This window comes from Micromonospora sp. WMMD980, from assembly GCF_029626035.1.
Lineage (GTDB): Bacteria > Actinomycetota > Actinomycetes > Mycobacteriales > Micromonosporaceae > Micromonospora.
In genome coordinates this window covers 373,430-386,405 of the sequence record NZ_JARUBE010000003.1, presented here as the reverse complement: position 1 = coordinate 386,405, position 12,976 = coordinate 373,430, and the positions used below count along the sequence as shown (strand labels likewise).

Below are 12,976 nucleotides of genomic sequence, written 5' to 3'. Positions count from 1 at the left end.
GCTGGGGGACGTGACGGTACGTGTACGCTTCGCCCCCTCCCCGACCGGAATGTTCCACGTCGGCGGCGCCCGCTCGGCGTTGCAGAACTGGATCTTCGCCAAGCAGCGGGGCGGGGTGTGCGTGCTCCGCGTCGAGGACACCGACGCGGCCCGCAACCGGCCCGAGTGGACCGAGGGCATCCTCTCCGCGCTCGACTGGATCGGCATCGCGCGCGGCAGCTACGAGGGCCCCTACTTCCAGTCCGCCTACGCGGGCGAGCACCGCGCCGCCGCGCAGCGGCTCCACGAGGGCGGCCGGGCCTACTACTGCGACTGCACCCGCGAGGACGTGCAGGCGCGTACCGGCTCGCAGCACCGCGGCTACGACGGCTTCTGCCGCGACCGGGGCCTGCCCGCCGGCGAGGGCCGGGCACTGCGCTTCCGCACCCCGGACGAGGGCGAGACCGTGGTGGTCGACCTGATCCGCGGCGAGCCGACGTTCGAGAACAAGCTGATCGAGGACTTCGTCATCGCCCGCGGCGACGGCTCGCCGGTCTTCCTGCTGGCCAACGTGGTCGACGACATGACCATGGGGATCACCCACGTGATCCGGGCCGAGGAGCACCTGCCCAACACGCCGAAGCAGCAGTTGCTCTGGGACGCGCTCGGGGTGAAGCCGCCGATCTGGGCGCACGTGCCAGTGGTGGTCAACGAGAAGCGGCAGAAGCTGTCCAAGCGGCGCGACAAGGTCGCCCTGGAGGCCTACCGGGACGAGGGCTACCTCGCCGACGCGATGCGCAACTACCTGATGCTGCTCGGCTGGGCACCGTCGGGCGACCGGGAGATCGTGCCCTGGTCGGTGATCGAGGACGAGTTCCGGCTCGACGAGGTCAACCCGTCCCCCGCCTTCTTCGACGAGAAGAAGCTGCGCGCCTTCAACGGCGAATACATCCGGGCCCTGCCGGTCGAGGACTTCGTCGCCGCGTGCCAGCCGTGGCTCACCGGCACCGACACCATCGCCCCGCCGCCGTGGCAGCCGGCCGAGTTCGACAGGGCCGCGTTCGCCGCGGTCGCCCCGCTGGCGCAGACCCGGATCGCGGTGCTCAGCGAGATCGTGCCGAACGTCGACTTCCTCTTCCTGGCCGACCCGCTGATCGACGAGGCGGCCTGGGCCAAGGCGATGAAGGAGGGCGCGGCCGACCTGCTGGACGCGGCGATCACCGCGTTCGAGTCGCTGGAGCCCTGGGACGCCGGGTCGCTGAAGGCCACCCTGGAGGCGGTCGGCGCGGAGCGCGGGCTCAAGCTGGGCAAGGCGCAGGCGCCGGTCCGGGTCGCGGTCACCGGCCGCACCGTCGGGCTGCCGCTGTTCGAGTCGCTGGAGGTGCTCGGTCGCGACCGCACGCTGACCCGGCTGCGCGCCGCCCGGGTACGCCTGGTCTGAGCCCTGCCGCGCCCCTGGTGCGGCACCCCTCGCCCGCCCCGGGCGTCCCGGGACCCGGCCACCTGTCCTGCTGAGGCGGCCGCCTCCGATCCGGGCAGCATCACTCCGCGTGACACCGCTCGCGGACAGTGCACGGAGAAGCGGTATACCTCTGAGGCATATTTATGCCTCAGAGGTATACCGCTCGAAGTCCTTCCTCTTTCGGCCGCGACACGCCGACGAACGACTCGGCCGCGCGCCGGGCCACGGCCGCGAACCACCGGGCCCGCGCCGAGCCAAAGCCGGCGGCCGACCGGGACACCGCATGCGTCGGGTTCGGTGCGGTCAGCCGCGACCGGCTCGGCGGCGCAGCAGCAGGCCACCGCCCAGCGCGGCCAGCACCACTACCGCGCCGGCCGCCCACAGCCAGCCCGCACCCCCGCCGTCGTCCGTGGCGGCGGCAGCGGGGGTCGGACTCGCCGGGGACGGCGCGGCGCTGGAGGGCGCCGCGGTGGGGGTGGGCGCTGCGGTGGTGGGCGCGGCGCTCGCCGACGCCGCCTCCGCCGGGGTGCCGGTGGTCAGCGTGAACCGAATCTCGCCCTTGATCGCGTGGCCGTCGTCGGACGCGAGCTGGTAGGCCACGATGTAGAGCCCGGCCGCGCCCGGCGTGAACGGCACGCTCACCCGCTTGCCGGCGAACGTCGGGGCACCGCCCGTGGCGGCCACATTGTCCGGTCCGGTGACCGTCACCTTCGTCGACGCCTCCTTCGGCGTGGCGAGGAAGCGCAGCTCGATCCGCTTCGGCGCGGTGGCGACCCGGGCGCCGTTCGTCGGATCGCTGCCGGTCAACGAGTTGTGCGCGGCGGCCGGCGCGGCCGGCGACAGCAGCGAGGCCGCTGCCGCCACCCCGAGCACCACCAGCCAGGCCCGCGCCGTGCGGGCAGCCCTGCCCCCCATGAACCCCTCCGTCCGGGTAAGATCCGGCCGCTGATCTTCGGCCGCTCATGTTGGTCGGTCTCAGCTCGCAGATAGTTCCAATTACTCTTCCACCTGCTGCAACCACGCGACGTTCTGCGGAGTCTTTCAGGTGGGCGGGTCCAGCGCGACCGGCGGGGAGAGCCAGCCATCGAACGGGGCGAGGAGGCGGCGATGGTCCGGAAGGTGAGACGGCTGCTGACGGTCGTGGCCGGGGTGGCGGTGGCACTCGCGTGCTCGCTGGCGCTGACCGGCACGACGGCGGCACTGGCCGCGCCGAAACCGAAGCTCGCCCCGCCCGGGGTGGACATCACCGGCGACCGGCTCGACCAGCCGCTGCAACTGCGGGGCGACACCCGCCCCGCCGAGGTCACCATGGTCATCGACCAGGTCGAGTGGCTCGGGACGACCGGCCAGCTGCGCGGTCCCGCCGCCAAGGACCTCGGTCCGAAGTACACGGTGGTCGTTCTCGTGGCCGGCACCCCGAAGAGCACGTACGACCTGTTCCCGCTCGCCAAGGGCGGCCCCCGGGTCTACCGGCCGGCCAAGCAGCCGGACCTGAGCCACCCCCGGGCCGGCTGGTTCCTCGGCCGCCTCAACATGTCCGAGACGCTGCGCGCCGTCGGGGTGCCGCTGGCGCCCCAGCTCGACACGCTCTCCGGCGGCATCGGCGGCGGTGAGCGGGTCCTGCCGGAGGACGCGCTCGACCCGAAGGGCAACCTCGACACCGCGCTCGCCGAGCTCCAGCGACTGCTGCTGCTCAACATCGGCGTGGTGCTCGTCATCACCGTCGGGCTGGCCGGCATCGCGCTGCTGGTGCGCCGCCGCACCCGCTGAGCGCCGGCTCAGACCGTCAGCACGACCTTGCCCCGGACGTGCCCCGCCTCCACCAGTCGCTGAGCCTCGGCCGCCTCGTCCAGCGGGAACGTCCGGGCCACGTGCACGGTGAGCCGGCCGGCGTCGACCAGCCCGGCCAGCACGCTCAGGTCGGCGGTCGACGGCTTGACGAAGACGTAGGTGCCGCCGAGCCGGGTCACGTGCTCGGGGTCGGCAGTGGAGACCAACCGTCCGGGGCGGACAATCAGCTCGGCGGAGACGTCGAGCGCGTCGCCGCCGAACAGGTCCAGCACCACGTCGACCCCGTCGGGCGCGACCGCCCGCACCCGATCCGCCAGGCCGTCGCCGTAGCTGACCGGCTCCGCGCCCAACGACCGGACGAAGTCGTGGTTCGCCTCGCTCGCGGTGCCGATCACCCGGTCGGCGCCGAGCGCGCGGGCGACCTGCACCGCCAGGTGGCCCACCCCGCCGGACGCACCGTGCACCAGCACGGTGTCGCCGGCCCCGGTGCGGGCCAACTGCAACGCCTGGTAGGCGGTCAGGCCGGCCAGCGGCAGGCCGGCCGCCTCCGGCCAGGACGCCCGCACCGGCCTGTCGGCCAGGCACCGCTCGGGCGCCGGGACCAGTTCCGCGTACGTGCCGTGCTGCACGTCGTCGCGGCGGACGTAGCCGACCACCTCGTCACCGACGGCGAACCCGGTCACCGCCGGGCCGACCGCCTCCACCACGCCCGCCGCGTCCCACCCGGGCACCAGCGGGAAGTGGCTCGGGAACGCGCCGTCCAGGTGCCCGGCGCGGACCTTCCAGTCGACCGGGTTGACCCCCGCGGCGCGCACCCGCACCAGCACCGTGTCCGGCCCGACGGGCGGAGTGGGCAGCTCGTGCGGGGTGAGCCGGTCGGCCGGGCCGTACGCGTCGATCGCCATCGCCTTCACCCCACCCACGCTAACCGGACGACGGGGCTCGCGTGGTCAGCACCAGCGGCGCGGCGGCCGTTCCCGGCGGATCGTGCGGTTGCCCGGGCGCACCGCGCCGTGCCGGTGGCCGCCCGCCCAGCCGGCCTGGTCGTTGCGGCAGGTGCTGGCCGGCTCCGGCTCGGCGGCGGAGCAGGCCGCCTCGACGACCCGCTGTCGCGGCACCGCGGGCTCGTCGTCGGCGCGCTCGGGCGACCGCCCGGCGGGCTCGCCCGCGTGGGTCAGACCCGTCCGGCGCGCCTGGTCGTGGCCGGGCCGGCAGGGCTCGTCCTGGGCGCAGCCGTGCTCGGCCTCCCCGTGCGCCATCCCGGTCTCCTCACCTTCGCCCTCGCCCGCCGGGCGGAACACCCCGACGCGCCCTGACACCGTACTGGCCCGGCCCGACGAGATCGTCAGCGCGTACCGGTGGAGATCCACCGCCGGCACGCGTGCCGTGGGTGCGGGGTGGATCCGCTGGTCAGCGCATGTCAGGCTGGTGCGGTGAGCGAACCGGGCGGGACGGAGACGTCGGCGACGCTGCGCCGCATCGAGCGGACCGCGGGCAGCCTGGCCACCGCCAGCGTCGCCCGGATGGACGAGAGCCTGCCGTGGTTCCGGGAGCTGCCCGCCGACCAGCGCTCGTGGGTGATGGTGGTCGCCCAGGCCGGGGTGCGGTCGCTGGTGCAGTGGCTGCGCCAGGGCGGCGGCGCGACCGACCGCACCCAGGAGGTGTCGGACGAGGTCTTCGCCACCGCGCCGCAGGCGCTCGCCCGCTCGATCAGCCTCCAGCAGACCGTGGCGCTGATCAAGGTGACCATCGAGGTCGTCGAGGAGCAGGTGTCGGAACTGGCCGTGCCGGGTGAGGAGCGGACGCTGCGGGAAGCGGTGCTGCGCTTCTCCCGGGAGATCGCGTTCGCCGCCGCGCGGGTCTACGCCCGGGCCGCCGAGACCCGCGGCTCCTGGGACGCCCGGCTCCAGGCGTTGCTCGTCGACGCGCTGCTGCGCGGCGACTCACCTGACGTGCTGGCCAGCCGGGCCGCGGCGTTGGGCTGGTCGGACGCGCCGCCGGTGGCGGTGGCGGTGGGCCGCTCGCCCGGCGGCGAGGTGGCGGCCGTGCTGCACACGGTCTACCGGCAGGCCCGGCGGATCGGCGTCGAGGTGATCGGCGGCGTGCACGGCGACCGCCTGGTCATCGTGCTCGGCGGGGCGGCCGACCCGCTGGCGGCCACCGAGAAACTGCGTACCGCGTTCGGCGACGGCCCGGTGGTGGTCGGCCCGGCAGTGCCCAGCCTGGACGAGGCGACCGAGTCGGCGCGGGCCGCGCTCGCCGGGTTCCGGGCCGCGCCGGCCTGGCCGACCGCGCCGTGCCCGGTCGCCGCCGCCGAACTGCTGCCCGAGCGGGCCCTGGCCGGCGACACCGAGGCCCGCCGCCGGTTGCGCCACGACGTGTACGCCGCGCTGGCCCGCGCCGGCGGCGAGCTGGTGGAGACGCTCGACGCGTTCTTCGCCGCCGGTGGCACGCTGGAGAGCGCCGCCCGGGCGCTGTTCGTGCATCCGAACACGGTGCGCTACCGACTCAAGCGGATCTCCGAGGTGACCGGCTTCTCGCCGCTCTCGCCCCGGGACGCCTTCGCGCTCCGGATCGCGCTGACCGTCGGCCGGCTCGACCCGGTGGCACCGGCCGTCGCACCGGTCCCGAACCAGACAGCGGGCGCAGCGGGTCGGAAAGCCCCCCACGGTGGCGATGATCGCCGCCGATCTTTGTAGGAACCCTCTAAAGCTTCTAGTGCGGTTTCGTGCCGTGCGTTACAGCGCGACCCGCGAGTATCCGTCAGAGTCGTACACGTGCTCGCCGTACTCTCGCCCGGACAGGGTTCGCAGAAGCCCGGATTCCTGACCCCCTGGCTCGACGTCGCCGGCCTCGAGGCGCGCCTGCGCTGGTGGTCGGCGCTGGCCGGGGTCGACCTGGTACACCTCGGCACCCGGGCGGACTCGGACGAGATCAAGGACACCGCGCGCACCCAGCCGCTGCTGGTCGCCGCCGCGCTGCTCGCCGCCGAGCACCTGCCGATGCACGACGTCGCGCTGGTCGCCGGGCACAGCGTGGGCGAGTTGGGCGCCGCCGCCCTGGCCGGCGTGCTGCCCGCCGAGGCGGCCGTGACGCTCGCCGGGGTACGCGGCCGGGAGATGGCCGCGGCCTGCGCGCTGGAGCCGACCGGGATGGCCGCCGTGCTCGGCGGCGACCCGGACGAGGTGCTCGCCGCGCTCCAGGCGCACGGGCTGCACGCGGCGAACCGCAACGGCGCCGGCCAGATCGTCGCCGCGGGCGCGGTCGCCGGGCTGGACAAGCTCGCCGCCGAGCCACCGGCCCGGGCCCGGATCATCCGGCTCCAGGTGGCCGGCGCGTTCCACACGCCCTACATGGCCCCGGCCGAAGCCGCCCTGGCCGCCGTGGCCGCCGGCGTCGCCGTGGCCGACCCGGCCCGCATCCTCCTGTCCAACCTCGACGGCAACCCGGTCTCCCGCGGTCGGGAGAGCCTCGGGCGGCTGGTCCGGCAGGTCACCGCCCCGGTCCGCTGGGACCTGTGCATGCGCGCCCTGGCCGACCTCGGCGTCACCGGCGTGGTCGAGCTGCCGCCGGCCGGCACCCTGGCCGGCCTGGTCAAGCGCGAGCTCAAGGGCGAGGGCGTGCCGGAGATCGTCACCTTGAACACCCCGGACGACCTGCCCGCCGCCCGGCGGCTCGTCGCCCGGCACGGCGGCCCCGCCGTCCGCCCCCCGGCGGCCCGCTTCCGGGTGGTGGTCTCCCCCGCCGCCGGTGTCTTCACGCCGGTGGCCGAGCTGGCCGAGGGCGCCGAGCTGCGCGCCGGCCAGGTCGTCGGGCACGTCGCCGGCCGGCAGGGGCCGGTCGAGGTGACCGCGCACCACAGCGGGCCGCTCACCGAGTGGCTCGCGCACCACGCCGACCCGGTCGCCCCGGGCCAGCCCCTCGTCCGCATCGGAGGATCGCACTAGATGGCCGGCAGCCGGATCGCCGCGATGGGGCACTACCAGCCCTCCCGCGTGGTCACCAATGACGAACTCGCGCAGATGGTCGACACCAACGACGAGTGGATCCGCGACCGGGTCGGCATCGTCACCCGGCGGATCGCCGGCGACGAGACGGTGGCCGACATGGCCATCGCCGCGGCCGGCAAGGCCCTGGCCAACTCGGGCCTCACCGCCGCCGACATCGACCTCGTCGTGGTGGCGACCTGCACGTCCGTGGACCGCAGCCCGAACGTGGCCTGCCGGGTCGCGGGCAAGCTCGGCATCAACGCGCCCGGGGCCTACGACATCAACACCGCCTGCTCCGGCTTCGCCTACGCGCTCGGAACGGTGGACCACGCGGTACGGGCCGGCGCGGCGCGCAACGCGATCGTCATCGGCGCGGAGAAGCTCTCCGACTTCACCGACTGGACCGACCGGTCGACCTGCATCATCTTCGGCGACGGCGCCGGCGCGGCGGTGGTCACCGCGACCGCCGACGACGAGCCGGCCGGGATCGGGCCGGTGGTGTGGGGCTCCGCGCCGGAGAAGAGCGACGCGGTGCGGATCGAGGGCTGGCAGCCCTACATCGCGCAGGAGGGGCAGTCGGTGTTCCGCTGGGCCACCACCTCGCTCGCCCCGCTGGCCCGGCAGGCCTGCGAGCGGGCCGGGGTGGACCCGTCGGAGCTGGCCGCGTTCGTGCCGCACCAGGCCAACGGCCGGATCATCGACGGCATCGCCAAGCGGTTGAACATCCCGGACGCGATCATCGCCAAGGACATCGTCGAGTCCGGCAACACCTCGGCGGCGAGCATCCCGCTGGCCCTGTCGAAGCTGGTCGAGCGGCGTGAGGTGCCCTCGGGCGCCCCGGTGCTGCTGTTCGGCTTCGGCGGCGGCCTGACCTACGCCGGTCAGGTCGTCCGCTGCCCCTGATGACCCCCTCGGGCGCAGACGCGCTCCAGGTGCGGTGGCCGGCGTCGCCGGTCACCGAGAACCCCCGATGAGAGGAACCAACCGCAATGACCCGTGACGAGATCACCGCCGGCCTCGCCGAGATCCTCGAAGAGGTTGCCGGGGTGAACCCGGACGACGTGGCCGAGGGGAAGTCCTTCACCGACGACCTCGACGTCGACTCGCTCTCCATGGTGGAGGTCGTGGTGGCGGCCGAGGAGAAGTTCGGCGTCAAGATCCCGGACAACGAGGTGCAGAACCTGAAGACCGTCGGGGACGCGGTCAGCTACATCGAGGCGCAGTCCTGATCATGAGTCGCCCCGACGTCGTCGTCACCGGGCTCGGCGCGACGACCCCGCTCGGCGGGGACGTCGCGTCGACCTGGGACGCCATGCTCGCCGGCCGCTCCGGGGTGAGTGCGCTCACCCCGGAGTGGGCCGCGCAACTGCCCGTCCGGATCGCCGCCCAGCTGGCCGTGGACCCGTCCGAGGTGCTGGACCGGGTGAAGCTGCGCCGGCTGGACCGGTCGCAGGCGATCGCCCTCATCGCCGCACGGGAGGCCTGGGCCGACGCCGGGCTGGCCGACGCCGGGGCCGACCCGGAACGGCTGGCAGTCAGCGTCGGCTCGGGCATCGGCGGCGCCACCACCCTGCTCGCCCAGGACGACATCCTGGAGGCGTCCGGCCCGCGACGGGTCTCCCCGCACACGGTGCCGATGCTGATGCCGAACGGCCCGGCCGCCTGGGTCGGGTTGGAACTGGGCGCGAAGGCCGGCGTGCACTCGGTGGCCAGCGCCTGCGCGACCGGCGCGGAGGCGATCGCGCTGGGCCTGGACATCATCCGCTCCGGCCGGGCCGACGTGGTGGTGGCCGGCGGCACCGAGGCGGTCATCCACCCGCTGCCGATCGCCGGCTTCGCCTCGATGCGGGCCATGTCGACCCGCAACGACGAGCCGGAGAAGGCCTCCCGACCGTGGGACAAGGCCCGCGACGGCTTCGTGCTGGGTGAGGGCTCGGGCGTGGTGGTCCTGGAGCGGGCCGACCACGCCGCCGCCCGCGGCGCCCGGGTCTACGCGCGCCTGGCCGGCGCCGGGATCACCTCCGACGCGTACGACATGGTGCAGCCGCACGCCGAGGGTGAGGGCGCCATCCGGGCCATCGCCCGGGCGGTCGCCGACTCGGACGTGGCGCGCACCGACATCGTGCACGTCAACGCGCACGCCACCTCCACGCCGGTGGGCGACATGCTGGAGATCGGCGCGCTGCACCAGGCGATCGGCGACCACGTGTTGCTCACCGCCACCAAGTCGATGACCGGGCACCTGCTCGGCGCGGCCGGCGCGCTGGAGTCGATCGCCACCATCCTGGCCATCCGCGACGGCGTGGTGCCGCCGACGATCAACCTGGACGACCCGGACGACGGCCTGGACCTGGACGTGGCCGCGCACAAGGCCCGGCACCTGGAGATCCCGGCCGCGCTGAACAATGCGTTCGGCTTCGGCGGCCACAACGTGGCGCTGGTCTTCACCCGCCCCTGAGGTGTAAGGAGGGGCCCCTTCTTAACAGACGTCTGTTAAGAAGGGGCCCCTACTCACGTCCGGTTGCGGGGGTGCTGGCGGGCGGTCCGCTCGTTGCCGCGCCGGTAGTTGCCGGTCCACCGGGCCATCACCAGCTGCGGGTCGTCGTCCACCTCGGCCAGGAACTGCGCGGCCCGGCCACCGCGCAACGTGCCCGCCACCCGCCCGTGGTGCGTGATCACCACGGTGCCGTCGGCGCGTGCCACGTAGCGGAACCCCTGCGCTGCCTCTCCCATGGGCGCTGACCCTGCCACCCGGGCACCCGGCGCCGCACCCCGGTTTCGCCGCGCCGGGGTGTCAAGCGGGGCCCCTTCCTCTACCGGAGGCGTTAAGAGGGGGCCCCTCCTTAGACCTTGCAGGTGGTGGCGGGGAGGCCGGGGACGGGGACCGGGGCGTGGCCGGTGGGGCGGGCCTTGCCGGCGAGCACCGCGGCCAGCGCGGTCATCGAGGCGCGGGTGGACGAGTAGGTCGCCAACACCGTCGGCGACTTCGCCCCGGCCAGCACGTACGGGGTGTCCATGGCCACCGTCACGGCCGCGTCGGCGCGCAGGTCCTTCGCGCCGTCGCCGTACCCGACCAGGTGCACCACGGTGCCACCGGAGGTCACCACCTTCACCCCGGCGGCGGTCAGCGCCTCGGTCAGCGCGGCCCGGGTGCGGTCCCGGCCGCTGGACGAGGTGACCCGGAGCGGGCCGGTCACCGCTCCGCCGCACCTGCCGCGCAGCACTGTCACCGCGGCGGCGGCCAGGTCGGCGGCGGCCTTGCGGTGGTCGGCGCCCTCCAGCGTCGACAGCGCCGGCTGCGCGTGCCCGGCCAGCCGGAACTTCATGGTGAGCACCCGGGTGACCGCCTCGACGAGGCGGGCCTTCGACAGCGAGCCGTCCTTGAGCGCGGCGCGCAGCCCGTCGTACGCCTGGCTCACGTTCGGGGTCATCAGGATGAGGTCGTTGCCGGCGTTGAGCGCACGGACCGCCGCCTCGCCCGGCGACCACTTCTTCGCCGGGGCCATGTTCATCCCGTCGGTGATCACCACGCCCTGGAAGCCGAGCTGGCCGCGGAGCACGTCGGTGAGCAGTTTGTGGGAGAACGTGGCCGGGGTGCCCGGGTCGACCGCCTTGACATCCAGGTGGGCGGACATCACGGCCATCGCGCCGGCGTCGATCCCGGCGCGGAAGGGCGGGAACGCGGTGCGGTCGAGCACGGCCCGGGACTGGCCGACCACCGGCAGGTCGGTGTGCGAGTCGGCGGCGGTCAGGCCGTGCCCGGGGAAGTGCTTGACCGCGGCGCCCACGCCCTCGGCCTGTAGCCCGCGCACCGCGCCGGCCACCTGGGGCGACGCGGTCGCCGGGGTGGCCCCGAAGGACCGGGAGCCGATCACCGTGCTGCGGGTGGCCAGCACGTCGGCGACCGGGGCGAAGTCCAGGTTGATCCCCATCGCGGCCAGCTCGGACCCGGCGGCCCGCCAGGCGGCCTCGGTCAGCGCCGGGTTGCCGGCCGCGCCGGCGGCGAGCGGACTGGGCAGCTGGGTCACCCCGTCGGTGATCCGGGTGACCACGCCGTACTCCTGGTCGGTGCCGACCAGGAAGGGCGCGGCGCCGGCGGGCAGCTTGCCGGCGGCGGCCCGCAGCCCGTCGGTCAGCTCCCGAACCTGCTTCGGGTTGTCGACGTTCGTGGTCTCCTGATTGCCCGAGGTCGGGTCGTCGGCGCTGAAGCCGACCAGGATCACACCGCCGAGGCGATACTTCGCCACCATCTCGGCGGGCGTGTCGACACCGGCCAGGGCGCGGTTGCCGGCGGCCGAGCCGGCGGAGACCTTGGTGGCCGAACTGCCGTACGCGTAGGGCATCAGCACCTGCCCGACCAGGTCCTCGTCGGAGAGCGTGGCGACCAGCGCGGCGGCCTGCGTCGCCGGGTCGGCGGCGGTGGGCGCCGGCACGGCCGACGAGGAGGAGGCGGGGGACGCCGGGGCCGACGGGGCCGGGCGGGGCCGGTCCGGCCCGTCCGAGCACCCGGAGACGAGCAGCGCGGTCAGTGCGGCGAGCGCGACGGCGGAGCGCCGCGGGGAAATCGACACGGGACCCACCGTATCGGGGCAACTTGCCCGACCGTCACCCCACCCGGGTGAGCAGCGTCACCGGGGCGCCGTCGCCGGCGTAGCGGTAGGGCTCCAGCTCGGCGTCCCAGGCGGTGCCGAGCGCCTTGTCCAGCGCGTGCGCGAGCGCCTCCGGGGCGCGCGCGGCGGCCATCAGACTGCGCAGCCGGTCCTCGCCGAGCTGGATGTCGCCGGCCGCGCCGGCGGTGGCCCGGAACAGGCCCCGCCCCGGGACGTACATGAAGCGCTCGCCGTCGACGCCGGGACTGGGTTCCTCGGTCACCTCGAAACGGATCATGGGCCACTGCCGGAGGGCAGCAGCGAGCTCGGCGCCCGTCCCCGGGCTGCCGGTCCAGCCGCACTCGGCGCGGCGCGCGCCGTGGTCGACGGGTTGCGCCGTCCAGTGCAGGTTGACCGGCGCGGCGAGGACGCGCGCGATCGCCCACTCGACGTGCGAGCACACGGCGAGCGGGGTCGAGTGGACGTATACGACGCCACGCGTTGGCACGGTGACCTCCCGGTGAGCCGAGGTGCGTCTTCCCCTACGACCTCGTCACCCGAGTGGCCTCTGGCACACATGATGACTGTTGTGACAGGTGGTGCGCCAGCGAATCGGAAAATTCGCCGGGGTCGGACGGTCGGAAATACCCGGGTGGCCGACCCGGTTGTGTCCCGGTGACGGCACGACGACCAGCCAGGCGTCGTGGTCGTGTACAGTTCTCTGGGCGGTTCTGTGCCGCCGCACATCTTCGCGGGCCGGCGCCCAACCGGGCGTCACCCGCATCAGCCCCCGGACGTTTCCCGTCCCCACCGTACGTCTGCAAGGAGTACCTCCGTGGCGAGCAACACCTCTAAGACCGCGCGCGCGTCAGTCCGGGCCGGCCAGGCTGGCCAGGGTGGCGCCCTCAGCGTGCTGGGCGAGTTCAAGTACCTGATCCCGCTCAACGGCGGCAAGCACGCCTACGTGCGCAACCTGACCAACGGCAAGACCGCGCACCTGCGCACCGACTCCGACGCCTTCGTCGAGGAGATCCGGGTGCTGGCCGCCGCCGGCCACGCCGCCAAGATCCGCGCCGAGATCAACGGCCTGGCCGCGGCCCACCCGGACCACGGCTGGGACGCGACCGAGAAGCGTCTCGTCGAGGCCGGCGTCTTCGAGGGCTGAG

14 protein-coding genes are annotated in these 12,976 nt (G+C 74.4%); 8 read left to right on the top strand and 6 right to left on the bottom strand.

All coding sequences use genetic code 11. From position 1 onward, the window contains the following. Positions 1-10: 10 nt before the first annotated feature. Positions 11-1,420: a glutamate--tRNA ligase gene (gene gltX / locus O7618_RS02315; protein WP_278104291.1), complete on the top strand. Its 1,410-nt coding sequence runs from the start codon at positions 11-13 to the stop codon at positions 1,418-1,420. Positions 1,421-1,744: 324 nt separating this feature from the next. On the opposite strand, the gene O7618_RS02310 is transcribed toward gltX, so the two are convergent. After that, positions 1,745-2,356, bottom strand: a complete 612-nt coding sequence (locus O7618_RS02310; protein WP_278104290.1) for a copper resistance CopC family protein — start codon at positions 2,354-2,356, stop codon at positions 1,745-1,747. 192 nt (positions 2,357-2,548) lie between these two features. Between O7618_RS02310 and O7618_RS02305 the strand changes: the two genes are divergently transcribed. Further along, complete coding sequence (locus tag O7618_RS02305; RefSeq protein WP_278104289.1) at positions 2,549-3,211, top strand: hypothetical protein; 663 nt, start codon at positions 2,549-2,551, stop codon at positions 3,209-3,211. Positions 3,212-3,219: 8 nt separating this feature from the next. Here the strand turns inward: O7618_RS02305 and O7618_RS02300 are convergent, their stop codons facing one another. Further along, entirely contained in the window at positions 3,220-4,137 is a 918-nt protein-coding gene (locus tag O7618_RS02300; protein WP_278109878.1) for an NADP-dependent oxidoreductase, read from the bottom strand. A gap of 45 nt (positions 4,138-4,182) precedes the next feature. Beyond that, a complete protein-coding gene (locus O7618_RS02295) occupies positions 4,183-4,491 on the bottom strand; it encodes a hypothetical protein (protein WP_278104288.1) in 309 nt (102 codons plus the stop codon). A gap of 99 nt (positions 4,492-4,590) precedes the next feature. Here O7618_RS02295 and O7618_RS02290 point away from each other — a divergent pair, with 99 nt between their 5' ends. From O7618_RS02290 to fabF, 5 genes are all read left to right on the top strand, one after another. Next, on the top strand, positions 4,591-5,931 hold the full coding sequence (locus tag O7618_RS02290; RefSeq protein ID WP_278104287.1) for a helix-turn-helix domain-containing protein: 1,341 nt from the start codon (positions 4,591-4,593) through the stop codon (positions 5,929-5,931). Positions 5,932-6,009: 78 nt separating this feature from the next. Further along, positions 6,010-7,179, top strand: coding sequence for an acyltransferase domain-containing protein (locus O7618_RS02285; RefSeq protein ID WP_278104286.1), 1,170 nt, complete (start codon positions 6,010-6,012; stop codon positions 7,177-7,179). Continuing rightward, positions 7,180-8,124: a beta-ketoacyl-ACP synthase III gene (locus O7618_RS02280; protein ID WP_278104285.1), complete on the top strand. Its 945-nt coding sequence runs from the start codon at positions 7,180-7,182 to the stop codon at positions 8,122-8,124. Positions 8,125-8,210: 86 nt separating this feature from the next. Then, positions 8,211-8,450: an acyl carrier protein gene (locus O7618_RS02275; RefSeq protein WP_007072348.1), complete on the top strand. Its 240-nt coding sequence runs from the start codon at positions 8,211-8,213 to the stop codon at positions 8,448-8,450. Between the two features lie 2 nt (positions 8,451-8,452). Beyond that, positions 8,453-9,679: a beta-ketoacyl-ACP synthase II gene (fabF, locus tag O7618_RS02270; RefSeq protein WP_278104284.1), complete on the top strand. Its 1,227-nt coding sequence runs from the start codon at positions 8,453-8,455 to the stop codon at positions 9,677-9,679. Positions 9,680-9,732: 53 nt separating this feature from the next. Here fabF and O7618_RS02265 read toward each other — a convergent pair whose 3' ends face one another. From O7618_RS02265 to O7618_RS02255, 3 genes are all read right to left on the bottom strand, one after another. Beyond that, on the bottom strand, positions 9,733-9,954 hold the full coding sequence (locus O7618_RS02265; protein ID WP_278104283.1) for a hypothetical protein: 222 nt from the start codon (positions 9,952-9,954) through the stop codon (positions 9,733-9,735). 110 nt (positions 9,955-10,064) lie between these two features. Beyond that, positions 10,065-11,801: a glycoside hydrolase family 3 protein gene (locus tag O7618_RS02260; RefSeq protein ID WP_278104282.1), complete on the bottom strand. Its 1,737-nt coding sequence runs from the start codon at positions 11,799-11,801 to the stop codon at positions 10,065-10,067. A gap of 25 nt (positions 11,802-11,826) precedes the next feature. Then, on the bottom strand, positions 11,827-12,318 hold the full coding sequence (locus O7618_RS02255) for a DUF3145 domain-containing protein (RefSeq protein ID WP_278104281.1): 492 nt from the start codon (positions 12,316-12,318) through the stop codon (positions 11,827-11,829). A gap of 327 nt (positions 12,319-12,645) precedes the next feature. On the opposite strand from O7618_RS02255, the gene O7618_RS02250 reads away from it, so the two are divergent. Then, positions 12,646-12,975, top strand: a complete 330-nt coding sequence (locus tag O7618_RS02250) for a hypothetical protein (RefSeq protein ID WP_278104280.1) — start codon at positions 12,646-12,648, stop codon at positions 12,973-12,975. The last annotated feature ends 1 nt before the right edge of the window (position 12,976 follow it).

Excerpts from the sequence above, each read along its gene's own strand:
- O7618_RS02280 (WP_278104285.1), top strand. The coding sequence starts at position 7,180 with ATGGCCGGCAGCCGGATCGCCGCGATGGGGCACTACCAGCCCTCCCGC.
- fabF (WP_278104284.1), top strand. The coding sequence starts at position 8,453 with ATGAGTCGCCCCGACGTCGTCGTCACCGGGCTCGGCGCGACGACCCCG.
- O7618_RS02265 (WP_278104283.1), bottom strand. The coding sequence starts at position 9,954 with ATGGGAGAGGCAGCGCAGGGGTTCCGCTACGTGGCACGCGCCGACGGC.
- O7618_RS02300 (WP_278109878.1), bottom strand. The coding sequence starts at position 4,137 with ATGGCGATCGACGCGTACGGCCCGGCCGACCGGCTCACCCCGCACGAG.
- O7618_RS02275 (WP_007072348.1), top strand. The coding sequence starts at position 8,211 with ATGACCCGTGACGAGATCACCGCCGGCCTCGCCGAGATCCTCGAAGAG.
- O7618_RS02295 (WP_278104288.1), bottom strand. The coding sequence starts at position 4,491 with ATGGCGCACGGGGAGGCCGAGCACGGCTGCGCCCAGGACGAGCCCTGC.
- O7618_RS02305 (WP_278104289.1), top strand. The coding sequence starts at position 2,549 with ATGGTCCGGAAGGTGAGACGGCTGCTGACGGTCGTGGCCGGGGTGGCG.
- O7618_RS02310 (WP_278104290.1), bottom strand. The coding sequence starts at position 2,356 with ATGGGGGGCAGGGCTGCCCGCACGGCGCGGGCCTGGCTGGTGGTGCTC.